Consider the following 14,424-nt stretch of genomic DNA (forward strand, 5'->3'; position numbering starts at 1 on the left):
CTTTCCCTTCACAATGCCCCACCAATGGAACTTGCCGAGATGGCCGTGACTCAGTAGAGAACGGTCTTTCAACCGACAGACACCTGCCCTTCCATTTTTCAGGAATTCCCCCTATGTGCGCTGCCCCCTCCACCATCCTTGTAGTCGAAGACGACGCCATCGTGCGCATGCTGATCGTCGATGTACTCGAAGAGTTGGAGTTCTCGGTGTTTGAGGCTGCAGACGCCGAAGAGGCCCTCAAGTTGGCTGAAGATGCCGATCAGCATATCGACCTGATGATGACCGATATGGGCCTGCCAGGCATGAGCGGCAAGGATCTGGCCACCCAAGTACGCGTGCTTCGCCCTAGCCTGCCGATCCTGTTCGCCAGCGGCTATGCCGAAAACATCGACGTACCCGCAGGTATGCAGGTAATTGCCAAGCCGTTCTCCATTGATCAACTGCGTGACAAAGTCAAATCGATGTTGCCTGGCGCTTGAGGGCACTGCCTCACAGGCAATGCCCACAACTGCGGCACTCAAAACCGTGAACACCCCCACATCCACTACATTCCCATCGACTGGGCACGGGCAGGGCCTGGAAAGCCGGCAGTCATATCCTTGGCGCTTTTGTCGAACCGCCATGGACAGTGGCACGCAAGGCCGACGGAGTAACTCAGTTCACGTTGTTTGCAGGGATTAACGTGACGTTCGGCCAATAAAACAGGAAACTCTGGGCTTTGATCCCACGCCCTCTAAAAAGCACTCAGGAAGGACGCAACAACATGATTGGAAAACCGACGCGCCTGCTGTTGGCGAGCCTCTCGATACTCATGAGCACCGGCGCCTGGGCCGATTTCACGGCGACCCCGACTGAAGCCCGGGCCATTGCCAAGGAAGCCTACCTGTATGGCTACCCGGTAGTGGAGATGTACAAGACGCTCTACACCCAGGCCGTTGATAAAGGCGGTGCCAACTACAAGGCGCCGTTCAATCATATCGGCAACACCGCCCAGGTGTTCACACCCAGGGACACCGCATTCGTCACTCCGAACTCGGACACACCCTACTCTTTCGTGTGGATGGACCTGCGCAAAGAGCCGTTGGTGCTGACGCTGCCCAAGATTGAAGACAACCGTTACTACTCGGTGCAGTTGATCGATCTATACACCCAGAACATCGCCTACCTGGGCACCCGCAGCACCGGCAACAATGGTGGCCACTACATGATCGCCGGGCCGGACTGGAAAGGTCAGCAACCTGTCGACGTCGATCGCGTGATCTACAGCGAAAGCAACATTGCCTATGCGCTGTACCGCACGCAGCTGTTTGATGAAAAGGACTTGAACAAGGTCAAGCAGATCCAGAATGGCTACAAAGTGCAGCCGCTGAGTGCCTACGTGAAACAGCCTGCGCCGGCCAAAGTAGCGAAGATCGAATGGCCTAAACCCATGGCAACCATGACCGAAGGCCCGCAGCTGTTTCGCTACCTCAACTTCATGCTGGCCTTTGCCGCGCCTCAGGACAGCGAGAAAGACCTGATGACGCGCTTTGCCAGGATCGGTATCGCCCCCGGCGCGCCCTTCAAGGTCAAGGACCTGACCGCTGAACAGCGCAAAGCCCTGGAAGACGGGATTGCCGATGGCCGCGCTGAGTTCGCCGCGTTCAAGAAAGACAAAATCGACACTCACCAAGTCACCAGCAGCGACCTGTTCGGCAGCCGTGACCGCCTGAAAAACAACTACCTGTACCGCTATGCCGGCGCAAACATGGGGATTTTCGGCAACTCCACCGACGAAGCCATCTACATGAGCTACTTCGTCGACAGCGAAGGCAAACCGGCCAACGGCGCACGCCACAGCTACACCGTGCACTTTGCCAAGGACCAACTGCCACCGGCCGAAGCGTTCTGGTCGCTGACCATGTACGACGCCAAAACCAAGCTGCTGGCGCCCAACCTCAAGAAGCGCTACCTGATCAACTCAGCGATGCTGCCCAACCTCAAGCTGGACGCCGACGGTGGCCTGACCTTGGCCTTGCAGCATCACGAGCCGCCAAAGGCCGAACAGAGCAACTGGTTGCCGGCCCCGCCCGGTCCGTTTTACGCCGTACTACGGATTTACCTGCCCAAGCCTGAGGTGGGGAATGGCCAATGGAAGCTGCCGCCACTGACCCCGCTTAAATAACGCTCGGGTGAAAGCAGCGTGCCCGTGCGCAAGGGCGGGCACGCGCCTGAAGACATCAGGCCGACAAGGGTGCTTGCGCCCTTGCCACAGTTAGTAGTCAGGGCTTTTTGAGCTTCACAAAGGACTGATGCAAGTCCGACGCCCAGCCGTCAATCACGCTTTTTACGTCATCGGCCTTCATCACCTGCGAGTCGTTGGACAACGGCTTGCCGGTGCCTTTGCGCACCACCTGGGCAATTACTTTGCCGCTGCCACCGTCGAGGAACTGCGCCTCAGTGCCCAGGGTGGTTTCCTGGTCACGAATGCCGGTGCCGGTGCTCACTGCAGCAGCCACCAGCGCCACAGGGACATACTCGTAGGGCTTGAGACTTTCGGTCTTGCTGCTGACGGCGGTAATGGCCGCGCGCACCACGATCACACCTGGGCCTGGCGCGTTGGCCAGCGGCAGCGATTTGGCCAGCTCACGCTTGAGCGCCTGGTTGTAATAGGTGTTGATGCCGTTGAGGGTGCTGTCGGGAATTTTCGCAGTAGCTTGGGGCTTGGGGTAAAACTGCGTCGGTTCGATGAACACCGCCGTGAAGTTATTCAGACTCAGCTCGGGATCAACCCAGCGCATCACCTCGGCCCCTGAAGGCGACTTCGCCTCTTTGAGGTGGCTGTAGTCCGAGAGAAAGCCTGAATATTCGTCCGGTTGCGTTACCTTGCTGGCACAGCCGACCATTGCAATTGCAACGCACAGCGTGCTGATCATTAGCCTTGATTTCATCATTGAACTCCCTGGCAGTCATCGTCGATAGCCCTGAACTGTAGGTATAGCCCACTTATCCATTGATCGAAGGCGACCTGATTGCCGATTACGAGGGTAAATTGTGGGAGCGGGCTTGCTCGCGAATGCGGTGGGTCAGTCTACACGTCCTTCTCTAGATACTCCGCTTTCGCGAGCAAGTCCGCGCCCACAAGGGTTATGTGTAGGTCTGGAGATCTAAGGGTCCAGCACACCGCCGCTGTAGCTGTCCGACAACCGTGTGCCGGTGAATTTGGCCACCACCGCCCCCTGGGCCACCCGGCGCTCACGGTGGCGTGTCACCATGCGGCCGGTTTGCGCTGCCTGCAAAAACACTTCCGAAGACGGGTCGCCAGGGCAGCCTATAATGCGCGCGAAACGCTCGCCCTCTTCAACCAGGTCACCCAGGCTTTTTTCAAACACCAGCACGCCGGCGCAGGGCGCGAGGACGGTTTCCATGCAACCCATGTCCACCACTTCGCCCTGCCATTCGCTGATCGTGGCGATTTCATCAATCACGCCATTGATGCACAGCCACGCCCACAGCCCGTCGGCGTCTTGTTGCGCGAGCGCATCGCTGACATCGGCCTGCCCGCGCAATTCGACAGTCGCGGCCAAGCGCGGCGCGCCATGGTTGATGATGGTTTCTTCAAAAGAGCCGTCACCGCCTTCATCCCAGACAATCACCACCTCGACCTGCAACGCGGCCGCCAGTGCCAGGCCTTGTTCAGGCCAGAAACTGCGATGAATATAAAGGTACGGCAAGGCCTCATCGTCGGTATGCAGGTCCAGCACCAGGTCGGCGTCGGACGCCAACTGCACTAAACTTTTTTGCCAGTGCGCCAGGTTGCTCGCCGGGCGTTCCATGGCCAGGGAATGATCGAACGCACGGTTGAAGTTTTGCCCGGTGGCCTCATGAAAACGCCCGAGCAATTTGCCCTGGCGAAACTGGCCAATGCCAAAGGGGTTGGCCTGGGGCACCACGGTCACACTGCCGCGCAAGCGGCCCTGGGCCTGACACGCCTGCAAGCGCGGCAGCAGTTGGTGCAGCACCAGCATTCCGGCGATTTCATCGGCGTGTACACCCGCTTGCAGGTGCACCTTGGGGCCACTACCGTCGCCTTCAAAGCGCCAGGCGCCGATGTGCAGTGTGTTGCCGGCATCGCCTGGCACCTGCCACGAAAGGTCTTTTGCCATGCCTTGCCCTCCTCTGATCATTTAATCGCTAGAGATTGAACACACGTTCAATTAACCTGAGCACCCTGGTCTTTTATCAAAGGCATGCCCGTGACCATCGACCCTCCCAAACTGCGCCGCGCCGACCCCGATGAACGCCGCGACTTATTGGTTGCCGCGACCCTTACCTGCCTGGCCCGTGACGGCCACGCCGGGATTTCCGTGCGCCGCATTGCCGCCGAAGCCGGCGTTTCGGTGGGTTTGCTCAACCACCATTTCGGCAGCATCGACGCGTTGATCGCCGAGACTTACCACAAGCTCGCGAATGAGCTGACCAGCGCGTTATGGGCGCAAGTCGAGCTGGCCGAAGGCGCCGCTGCGCGCCTGGACGCGTTTCTTAGCGCGTCGTTTTCGCCACGGGTGATGGACCCCGACCTGCTCGGCGTGTGGGTGGTGTTCTGGAGCCTGATCCGCCACTCGCCCCACGTAAACCAGTCCCACGAAAACAGCTACCGCGCCTACCTGGCGCTGATCCAACAGCTGCTGGACGACCTGGCCCGCAGCGAAAACCTGCTGATCCACGACAGCCACCTGGCCGCCATTGGCCTATCGGCGATGCTCGACGGGCTCTGGCTCGAGGGGTGTCTGAACCCCGGTACTTTCAGCCCCGCCAACGGGCTGCACATCTGTCGTTGCTGGGTACAGGGGTTGCGTTACGGAGCATTCGGCGCCGACCACATCTTGTGATTCCGAGTGGCGGGCACTGAGCATGGCCAGGGTGCCGCTGACCGCGATCAACACGGCGCCGATGATCAGCGACACATCCATTGACGTGCCCCAGATCAGGCTCGAGAGCAAAAACGCCCAGATCAACCCGGTGTATTCGAACGGCGCCAGCAAGGTCGCCGTGGCCCGGCGGAAACTCGCAAACAACAGGAACTGACCTATGCCGCCGACCAGACCTGCGGCCAGCATCCCCAACCAGGCTGGGGTCGGCGCTGGCGTGTGGGTCCAGGGCAAGGTCAGCGCCATACAAACCACGAACACCACATTGGTGATCAGCATCTGCTCCAGCACCGAGGTTGCCGGGTCGACCTGGCGCAGCTGGATATAGGTGAACGCCCAGCACAACGCGGCCGCCAGGGTCAGCGCGATAGGCACTGGATCGAGCATGTTGCTGGGGCGACAGGCGATCACCACACCCACAAACCCGATGATCAGCGCCACCCATTGCCCACGGCTGGCACGCTCCTTGAGGATCAGCGCGGCCAGCAGCGTGACCATGACCGGCGCAGAGAAATACAAGGTGGTCATTTCCGCCAGGGTCAGGTCCTTGGCGGCGGTGTAATACAGCAACCACGCCAGCAGCGAGAGCAGCCCACGAATGATCAGCAGCTTGCGGCTCACCGAGCTCCACGCCCGACGCAACAAGCCCATGCGCCCGGCGATCACGCACGCACCGACCACCACCAGGCTGCGCCAGAACAGAATGCTGAACACCGAATAATCGGCCACCAGCCATTTGATCACCGCGTCCTGCAACGCCAGAAACGCGTAGGCCAATGAGCACAGGGCAATGCCCTGCAGCGCGCGGTCCTGTTTCATCCCGCCGACCTGCGCAGCGGCGTGCCGCGCCGTTCGGCGATGGCGTAGACGCCCTCGATGAGGAAGGTCAGGCACAGGTAAACACCGGCCACCAACAATAAGGGTTGATAGATCTGCAAGGTCTGCGCACGTACGACGTTAGCCGCGCCCAGCAGGTCGACCACGGCAATGGTCGATGCCAGCGCGGTGGATTTGAGCAGCATCACCGTCTCACCGGCCAAGGTCGGCAACAGCAGACGCATCGCCCGTGGCAAGCGCACCCGCAGCAGGGCCTGACGCGGGGTCATACCAAATGCCGAAGCGGCTTCCATCTCGCCCTTGGGCACCGCCAGCAAGCCACCGCGAATCACTTCACCGACGTAGGCGCCCACCGACAGCACCAGGGCGAACACGATGTACCAGTAGCCGTCACGCAGGAACGGCCACAAAAAACTGCCGCGGATCATCGGGAACTGGGCAAACAGGCTGCCCAGGCCGTAGTAGAAAATGTAGATCTGGATCAGCAGCGGCGTACCGCGCAGCACACTGGTGTAGGCCAGCGCACCGCGCGCCAGCCATTTGCGCCGTGATAACCGCGCCAGAGCCACCAGCACCGCGAGGGCAAAACCGAGCACGGCGCTGATCAACAGCAATGACAAGGTGGTCTGCAAGCCCTTGGCGATCAGCCCGGCGTAGTAACTTATCCACTCAGGCATGCGCGCCTCACTCGACAACCGGCATCCAGCGACGAATACGTCGTTCCAGGCGTCCGGACAGGTAGTTGGAAGCCAGCGTCACCAGGTAATACAAGGCGGCGGCCGTGAGGTAGAACAGCAAGTAATGACGGGTGGACCCCGCCGCCTGCTTGGCGGTGTACAGCAGCTCATTGGTACCGACCACGCTGATCAAGGCACTGTCCTTGATCAAGTTGATCCACAGGTTGGACATCCCCGCCAGCGCATACGGCGCCATGATCGGCAAGGTCACCCGGCGAAACAGGCCAAAGCCGCTCAAGCCGAAGGCCCGCGCCGCTTCGATCTGGCCGTGGGGAATGGCCAGGATTGCCGCGCGGAAAATCTCTGACGCATAGGCGCCCTGTACCAGCCCTAATACCAGGATCGCCACCAACGGCCCGCTGATGTTGACCTGGGCAAAACCCAGCCACAGCATCAACGCGTTGAGGCCCATGGAGCCTGCGTAATACAGCAGCAGGATCAGCAGCAGTTCCGGCACCGCGCGAAACACCGTGGTGTAACCACGCATCAACAGCGCAATCGGGCGCGGCGCACTGAGCTTGGCGCAGGCCACCACCAGGCCGATCAGCAAGCCCACGGCAAACGCGCCAACGGAGATTTGCAGGGTCATCCATAACCCTTTGAGCAGTGCGTTGCCCCATCCTTGGTCACCAAAGCTGAGGAGATCGAGCATTATTCGGTCTTCTGGGCGATTTGCTGATAGGGGCTGTCACAGGTCTTGCTCACAAAGGCCGGCGTGTCACCGCGCTTGCACGGGCTGACCGACAGGCCGAAATAGTGCTGGGATAAGTCGTCATAGTCCTTGCTCACCAGCAGTTCGCCGATGGCTTTGTCCAGGCGTGCCTTGAGCGCGGTGTCTTCCTTGCGCAAACCAGCGCCGACGCCACGCCCGATGATCGGGTCGTAGGGCACGCTGGCGATATGCGCCAGGCCGCTGGCTTCCGGGGTCTTGACCATCATGGCGATGGCGGTGTCGTCGGCCATCATGTAGTCGATACGCCCGGCGATCAGGTCGGCATTCGCCGATTCCTGGGTGTCGTAGTACTTGAGGTCAGCAATGTTCTCGTAGTACTTCTTCAGGTAGTTGGCGCTGACCGTGGAGATCTGCACGCCGATCAACTTGCCCTTGAGGCCTTCGGGGGTGATGTCCACCGTAGCGCCTTTGGGGCCTGCCACGCCCAGCAGTGAATCGTAATAGGCGCGGCTGAAGGCGATTTGTTTTTCACGTTCATCGGTGACCGACATCGAGGAGAAAATCACGTCGATTTTCTTCGCCAGCAACGACGGAATGATGCCGTCCCACGCCACTTCCTTGATCTGACATTCGGCTTTCATGCCTTCACACAGCTTGTGGATCAGGTCCACTTCAAAGCCCGACCACTGGCCGTTACCGCCTTTTACGGTGAACGGCGGATAGGGTTCGGCCGCCACCGCGAACACGATGGGTTTTTCTGCCGCCAGGGTAAAACCTGCGGTCAACATCAACACTGCACTGCCCAACCACGTTGCCATGCGTTTGCATTTCATGATTTGCCCCGTCTTTTTCTGGAGTTAGCGAGTTTGATGCGCGTTGACGAACTGTCGGCAACGCTCACTGCGTGGGTCGAGGAACACCGCGTCCGGCGTGCCGGTTTCTTCGATCAAGCCTTGGTGCAGAAAAGCCACTTTGGAGGACACATCCCGGGCGAAGGCCATTTCATGGGTGACCAGGATCATGGTGCGGCCTTCTTCGGCCAGGGAGCGGATCACACGCAGCACTTCGCCCACCAGTTCGGGGTCGAGGGCTGAGGTGGGTTCGTCGAACAGCATGACTTTGGGGCGCATGGCCAACGCGCGGGCAATCGCCACACGCTGCTGTTGGCCGCCGGACAGGAACGCCGGGAATTCATTGCGTTTGGCGGCCAGGCCAACGCGGTCGAGCAAGGCTTCGGCGCGCTCGATGGCCTCGGCACGGCTTTCGCGCAGCACCTGGGTGGGCGCTTCGATAAGGTTTTCGAGGACGGTGCGGTGCGGCCACAGGTTGAAGTTCTGGAACACCATGCCCAGGGTCGAGCGGATGCGTACCAATTGCTTGGCATCGGCCACCAGCGGCGCGCCGGGCATGCCGTAGTTGAGCTTGATGCTTTCACCGTCGACATGGATGCTGCCCTGGTCGGGCACTTCAAGCATGTTGATGCAGCGCAGCAAGGTGCTTTTGCCTGAGCCGCTGGCGCCGATCAGCGAAATCACCTCACCTTCGTTGGCCGTGAGCGAGATGCCTTTGAGCACTTCGATATTGCCGAAGCGCTTGTGCAGGTCGATCACCTCAATCATCTTGCGCGCTTCGACAGGCGGCAGCACGTCGATCTCAGGCGTCGGCGCCACACGCGGCTCACCGGCCAGCTTTGCGACAAATCCGGCGATACGCTGGCAGGCTTCGGCCAGGCGTGCTTCGCCCAAGGTGAACGACAGCCGCACAAACCCTTGCGCCGGCTCGCCAAACGCCGCGGCATCCAGCACCGAAACACCCGCCTCGCGGAACAGGCGCCAGGCAAAATCCAATGAGCCCAAACCCGTGCCGCGCACGTCCACCAGCACAAACATCCCGGCTTGCGGCGCTTGTACCTTGATGCCGGGGCACGCACTCAGGCCGGCCACGACCAAGTCACGGCGGCGCCGGTAGATGTCGCGCATGCCCACCGTCACGTCATCATGGGCCAGCACGGCTGCTGTGGCGGCTTCCATCACAAAACCCGGCAAGCCATAGAGCATGCTCAGCACCAGGGTTTCGGCGTGGGCGATCATTTCCGGCGAGGCGATCAACCAGCCGGTTCGCCAGCCGGTCATGGCGTGGGATTTGGACAGGCTGCCAATCACGATGCAGCGCTCGGCCATGCCGGGTAACGCGGCGAGGCTGTGGTATTGGCCGTCAAACACCAGGCTTTCGTAGACCTCATCCACCACCACCCACAGGTCGTGGGCGGTGGCCAGGTCGGCTATCGCTTGCAGTTCCTGCGGGTTGAGCACCACGCCGGTGGGGTTATTGGGGTTGGAGAAGAAGATGGCGCGGCTGCGCGGGGTGATGGCGGCAGCCAGGCGTTGTGCATCCAGGCGAAACCCGGACTCGGGCGAGCACGGTACGCGCACCAGGGTGGCGCCACTGGCTTTGAGCGTGGCTTCGTAGGTGACGTACATCGGGTCGAGCACCAGCACTTCATCACCGGCTTGCAGCAGGCACAGGGAACTGATGAACAACGCATTCTGTGCGCCGGGCACGATGATCACGTTGTCGGCGTTTAGTGAGCATGCCAGGGTCTTGCTGTAGCGCGCCGCCACAGCCTCGCGCAGGGCGGCGCGGCCGGGGATTTCGGTGTAGTGCGTGTCACCGCTGTGCAACGCGCTGACTGCGGCTTCGGTGATGAAGGCCGGCGTGGCGAAATCGGGGTCGCCGACGCTGAGGATGATGATGTCTTCGCCCTGGCTGGCAGCCTGGAACGCGGCGTGGTGGATGTCCCAGGCGGCGACGCCCTGCCCTGCAATTCGTTCGACGAAGGGGGAAAACCGCATGCCAGAGCCTCTCGTTCAAGAAGAAAAAGCGCGAACCCGGTTGTGTGCAAACGGGTGGATGCGGTCAACATAGTGCAAACTGAACAGTCGTTCAATGGGTATGTTTGAGGGGGTGTCGTTTATCGAGTGAACAGGTCGTGAATAACATTTGCGGGGGAGTTTGAGTGTGGCGGATGAGTGCATATCCGCTATCGGGGTAACGGCGGCTAAGGGGTTGCGCCCTGACGGCGGTTCACCTTGGCAACAGCAGAGCTGCACGCGATCAAATGTGGGGGCTGGCTTGTCGAGCCAGCTCCCACACTTGGAGCAGCAGGCTGATCAGATAAGGATAAAAATCAGCGCCAACCCAGCGAAAATCGCCCATTTTTCCAGGTAATACCGCGCACGATTACGCTTTTTCAGTTCCTTGCCACGCAAACGAATCTTGTACAACCGCGTAAACGCGCGGTTCAAACCACCGGTCTTATCCCCCTCATCATTAGGCGAACCCGCAGCCGCCATTACATTACGGCTGAACCAACGGTTAAACGCCGCCGCCCAGCGGTACTTCATCGGGCGCTCAATGTCACAGAACAGAATGATGCGGTTCTGCTGCGTAGTGTTTTCCGCGTAGTGAATGTAAGTCTCGTCAAACATCACCGGCTCACCGTCACGCCAGTAGTAACTCTCGCCATCCACATTGATATAGCAACCCGGATCGTTCGGCGTATCCAGCCCCAAATGGTAACGATAGGAGCCTGCATAAGGATCACGGTGGCGCACCAGCTTGGAACCCGGCGGCAACTCGGCAAACATCGCCGCCTTGATCGAGCCAATACCTTGCACCAGCTCAGTGGTGCGCGGGCACAACTTCATCGCCGACGGATGACTATCGCCGTACCACTTCAGGTAAAAGCGCTTCCAACCCGACTTGAAGAACGAGTTGAAACCCACGTCATTGTATTGGTCCGAGCGCTTGATCTCGCCCGCGCGCATCAGGTTCTGGCCTTCCTGGCGGATTTCCTCCCAGTGCTCCTGCAGCGGGCTCAGGTCCGGAAAGTCGCTGGGCGACAGAAACGGACGGCTTGGCTGCTTGGAAAACAAGTAGAGGAAGCAGTTGATCGGCGCCAGGAACGTCGAGTGATCGCTAAGCTGGCGGCCCAGCTTGTGTCGCACTCTGCCACGCAGGTGAACATACGCAATGGAGGCAACGTAGAGAACAACAATGATGAGTTTCAAGGGATTCGTCACAAGTTAGAAGAGAACAGGCTGCTCCTGCATGCCCACAACGGCCGAGGATAAATAAGCAGCACCTGAAATCACGATTACATAGTGGCGGCTGGCCGGACGAGTCACTTCCTAAACCACGCCTTAGACCTTTATTTAGCCACAGTTTGTAACCAAAGGTTAACTAAGAATTGTGAAAAGCTGTCTACGCAACGCGTAGGACTCACGTGCGCCTGCCTGGACGCAAGCCCAGAGTGAGGCTATTTACAGCGCAGGCGGTTGCGCTGGCAACCCACAAAAAGCTCGGCATCCAACCAGGTTCAATCCCCTTTCAGTTACCATCGCGCCAATCAATCAATCTCCAGCAAAAGGAACTTGCATGAAACTTCAACCAGACCCGGACTTCACCGCGCTTCAGGGCGCCTGGGAGCAGACTTCCCTGGAAGACAGCGGCGTACTCAACCCTGCGGACGCACACAGCGCGCCAGGCGCCATTACCACGATTGAGGGTGATCAGTTCGAAGTCCGAACCGTCGCTGGCAACGTATTGCTGGCTGGCCGGTTTTCCCTGGACAGCAGCACCACGCCCAAACGTATTACCTGGGTAGATTCCATGGGCGATGACGCCGGCAAAGCGTTACCCGCCAGTTATCGCCTCGAGGGCGATAATTTTGTGTTTATTGCAGCGGATGAAGGCATGCCCCGCCCAACGGTCTTCAGCACCGGGCCAGGGCAAACCATGCGCACCTTCGTGCGCCGCGCCTGAAAACCGCATGCCATTCGAAACGCCGACATGCTTTTCACACGGTGTTTACTTCCTGGCCTTTAGCGTAAGGCCACCTACTCCAGTGAATCACTTGGCCCGCCTCTTCTGTCGCGGGCCTTTTTTTGAGCGCGAAAAACCCGCTCAAACGGCGCGCTTGATGGCCGTCAGGGTGAAACACAACGGCAATTGGGCCGACTGGTGCTCGTACTGGTCATACAGCTCCTCGCGGTTGGAGTGCGGATACTCCTGCAGATGCTCGATCTGCAAGTGCGCCGCAATCGCCGCGGTGACGACGCTACCCAGGGTGTGCACGTACCAGTAGGACGTCGGCCCAGGCACCTCTGTCAGCCCTTCATACACAATTGACGCCTGCAACACGAACGGATCGCGTTGAAAATACGAGCTGTCGGGCAAAAACGGGTTGCTGGCCTGAGGGTCGAAGACTTCCAGGAAAGGGTGAGTCTCGTAGATCACCAGGGTGCCGCCGGGCTTGAGGGTACTGGCCACATGTTGCATGAACAGCGCCACATCCGGCATCCAGCCGAGTACGCCAATCGTCACCAAGGCAATATCGAACCGGCCAAGCAAACGCTCAGGCAGGTGATGGATATCGGCTTCGATGAATTGCGGGTTATGCGGGGAAATATCAGCCAACTCCCGAGCTTGCGCCAGAAAGGCTGTCGATTGATCGACACCCACCACCTCACGCGCGCCCAGGCCAAACAGCGACAGGCTTTCACGCCCGTTGTTACAGCCGACTTGCACCACCGACTTGCCGGCAACGCCGACGGTTTGCAACAACGCGGTGATGGTGGGGTCGAGGCAGGAAAAAGCCGGCTCAACGACTGATTGCAGCAAGGTATTCCAGGTCGCAGTATCTTTGTGCAGCGCGGCAGAGGCGTCCCAGGCGGCCTTATTATCGGCGATTGCCTGTTGGGCTGAGGGCATGTCCATTGCGTCTCCAGGGAGTCATTTCAGCGGGCTACGGAAAATAATCCAAACGCCCGTCAGATGAAACCCTCAGCGGCAGCGAAACTTCTGTTCAGGCCCACGGGTCACTAGCCCAATGAGTGTCCAGCCCCTGAACACCCTTTGCGAAGACAACGCCGTGGCCAATCACTCTGACTTGCGGAATACCTTGTCCCTGGACAGCCTCAATTTTTTCCTGGCCGATGTGCGCGACGGCCTCGGGCCTTACCTGGCGATTTACCTGCTGGCCGTGCACAAATGGGACCCGGCCAGCATCGGCGTGGTCATGACCCTGGCGGGCATCGCCGCACTGGTCACCCAAGGCCCGGCGGGTGCGCTGATCGACCGCACACGCAGCAAGCGCGCGGTGATTGCGGCGGCTGCCATCCTGGTGACCATCAGTTGCCTGATGCTGCCATTTGTCAGCGCCTTCAGTTGGGTGGCCTTGACCCAGGCCGCCAGTGCCGTGGCCGCCTCGGTGTTTGCACCGGCCATATCGGCCATTTCCCTCGGAATTACCGGGCCACGCGCCTTCACCCGCCGAACGGGGCGCAACGAAACCTTCAACCACGCCGGCAATGCTGTGGCAGCGCTGCTGGCCGGCGGCCTGGCGTACCTGTACGGCCCGGTGGTGGTGTTTTACTTGATGGCCTTTATGGCGCTGGCCAGTATCGTGGCCGTGAGCTGTGTGTCGGCCAAGGCGATTGACCATGAAGTCGCCAGGGGCTTTGACCCGGCCCATCACAGCGATCACGAACAACCGTCCGGTGTGAAAGTCCTGCTGGCCAACCGGCCGCTGCTGGTATTCGCCATCTGCTGCGCCCTCTTCCACTTGGCCAATGCGGCGATGCTGCCGTTGGTCAGCCAGAAGCTTGCGCAGATCAACTTGCAAATGGCTACGCCGCTGACCTCGGCGTGCATCGTCGCCGCGCAGTTGGTGATGGTGCCGATGGCCTGGCTGGTGGGGTTCAAGGCCGATGTGTGGGGTCGCAAACCGCTGCTGCTCGCAGGTTTCCTGATCCTGCCACTGCGCGGCGTGCTCTACACCTTGTCCAGTGATCCTTACTGGCTGGTGGCGGTACAGATGCTCGACGGCATCGGCGCGGGGATCTTTGGCGCGCTGTTCCCGGTGATCGTCAAGGACCTGACCCAGGGCACCGGGCGTTTTAATGTGAGCCTTGGCGCGCTGTCCACGGTGTTTGGCCTGGGTGCGGCGTTGAGTAGCAGCCTGGCCGGTTTCGTGGTGCAACAGGCCGGCTACAACGCGGCATTCCTGACCCTGGCAGGCGTGGCGGCCGTGGCCTTGGCGCTGTTATGGCTGGCGATGCCGGAGACTCTGGAGAAACCATCGTTCGCCTGCCATACAACTGTCGCCTGACATATGCGACAATGCGCGCCAAATTCCAACACACAGCCAAAATTTTCTGCTCAGCGACCGGGTTTCGCGCCTTGATGTCGCTGTTGACGCATGCCT

13 protein-coding genes and 1 pseudogene are annotated in these 14,424 nt (G+C 60.1%); 5 read left to right on the plus strand and 9 right to left on the minus strand.

The window, feature by feature from the left end:
* The first annotated feature begins 113 nt into the window (after positions 1-113).
* Positions 114-479, plus strand: coding sequence for a response regulator (locus tag ACQY47_RS00280; protein WP_428554512.1), 366 nt, complete (start codon positions 114-116; stop codon positions 477-479).
* Between the two features lie 284 nt (positions 480-763).
* Positions 764-2,164, plus strand: coding sequence for a DUF1254 domain-containing protein (locus ACQY47_RS00285; protein WP_099549738.1), 1,401 nt, complete (start codon positions 764-766; stop codon positions 2,162-2,164).
* A 97-nt stretch (positions 2,165-2,261) separates the two neighbouring features.
* On the opposite strand, the gene ACQY47_RS00290 is transcribed toward ACQY47_RS00285, so the two are convergent.
* Both ACQY47_RS00290 and ACQY47_RS00295 read right to left on the minus strand, forming a co-directional pair.
* Entirely contained in the window at positions 2,262-2,930 is a 669-nt protein-coding gene (locus ACQY47_RS00290; RefSeq protein ID WP_395599800.1) for a DUF3313 domain-containing protein, read from the minus strand.
* Positions 2,931-3,146: 216 nt separating this feature from the next.
* Positions 3,147-4,145 carry a succinylglutamate desuccinylase gene (locus ACQY47_RS00295; protein ID WP_428554517.1) on the minus strand — a complete coding sequence of 333 codons (999 nt, stop codon included), beginning with the start codon at positions 4,143-4,145 and terminating at the stop codon, positions 3,147-3,149.
* Between the two features lie 84 nt (positions 4,146-4,229).
* Here ACQY47_RS00295 and ACQY47_RS00300 point away from each other — a divergent pair.
* A pseudogene (locus ACQY47_RS00300) lies at positions 4,230-4,775 on the plus strand (TetR/AcrR family transcriptional regulator); the annotation flags it as partial.
* On the opposite strand, the gene ACQY47_RS00305 reads toward ACQY47_RS00300, so the two are convergent.
* From ACQY47_RS00305 to lpxO, 6 genes are all read right to left on the minus strand, one after another.
* Positions 4,731-5,729: a DMT family transporter gene (locus tag ACQY47_RS00305; protein WP_428554519.1), complete on the minus strand. Its 999-nt coding sequence runs from the start codon at positions 5,727-5,729 to the stop codon at positions 4,731-4,733. The pseudogene ACQY47_RS00300 and the gene ACQY47_RS00305 sit on opposite strands and share 45 nt — an antisense overlap.
* Positions 5,726-6,424: an ABC transporter permease gene (locus ACQY47_RS00310; protein ID WP_017138806.1), complete on the minus strand. Its 699-nt coding sequence runs from the start codon at positions 6,422-6,424 to the stop codon at positions 5,726-5,728. Before ACQY47_RS00310 ends, ACQY47_RS00305 begins: the two co-directional genes overlap by 4 nt.
* 7 nt (positions 6,425-6,431) lie before the next feature.
* Complete coding sequence (locus ACQY47_RS00315) at positions 6,432-7,136, minus strand: ABC transporter permease (RefSeq protein WP_099549733.1); 705 nt, start codon at positions 7,134-7,136, stop codon at positions 6,432-6,434.
* Entirely contained in the window at positions 7,136-7,990 is an 855-nt protein-coding gene (locus ACQY47_RS00320; protein ID WP_026013821.1) for a transporter substrate-binding domain-containing protein, read from the minus strand. The genes ACQY47_RS00315 and ACQY47_RS00320 overlap by 1 nt, the downstream gene beginning before the upstream one ends.
* 24 nt (positions 7,991-8,014) lie before the next feature.
* On the minus strand, positions 8,015-10,009 hold the full coding sequence (locus ACQY47_RS00325; protein WP_428554525.1) for an aminotransferase class I/II-fold pyridoxal phosphate-dependent enzyme: 1,995 nt from the start codon (positions 10,007-10,009) through the stop codon (positions 8,015-8,017).
* A 318-nt stretch (positions 10,010-10,327) separates the two neighbouring features.
* Positions 10,328-11,227, minus strand: a complete 900-nt coding sequence (lpxO, locus tag ACQY47_RS00330) for a lipid A hydroxylase LpxO (protein WP_395599798.1) — start codon at positions 11,225-11,227, stop codon at positions 10,328-10,330.
* 367 nt (positions 11,228-11,594) lie between these two features.
* Between lpxO and ACQY47_RS00335 the strand changes: the two genes are divergently transcribed.
* Complete coding sequence (locus ACQY47_RS00335) at positions 11,595-11,981, plus strand: TIGR03067 domain-containing protein (RefSeq protein WP_428554530.1); 387 nt, start codon at positions 11,595-11,597, stop codon at positions 11,979-11,981.
* Positions 11,982-12,122: 141 nt separating this feature from the next.
* Here the strand turns inward: ACQY47_RS00335 and ACQY47_RS00340 are convergent, their stop codons facing one another.
* Positions 12,123-12,935 (minus strand): class I SAM-dependent methyltransferase, encoded by an 813-nt coding sequence (locus ACQY47_RS00340; protein WP_017138811.1) that lies wholly within the window; start codon positions 12,933-12,935, stop codon positions 12,123-12,125.
* A 154-nt stretch (positions 12,936-13,089) separates the two neighbouring features.
* On the opposite strand from ACQY47_RS00340, the gene ACQY47_RS00345 reads away from it, so the two are divergent.
* Complete coding sequence (locus ACQY47_RS00345) at positions 13,090-14,328, plus strand: MFS transporter (RefSeq protein WP_099549900.1); 1,239 nt, start codon at positions 13,090-13,092, stop codon at positions 14,326-14,328.
* Positions 14,329-14,424: the final 96 nt, after the last annotated feature.

It is taken from the genome of Pseudomonas edaphica (assembly GCF_965277385.1).
Lineage (GTDB): Bacteria > Pseudomonadota > Gammaproteobacteria > Pseudomonadales > Pseudomonadaceae > Aquipseudomonas > Aquipseudomonas edaphica.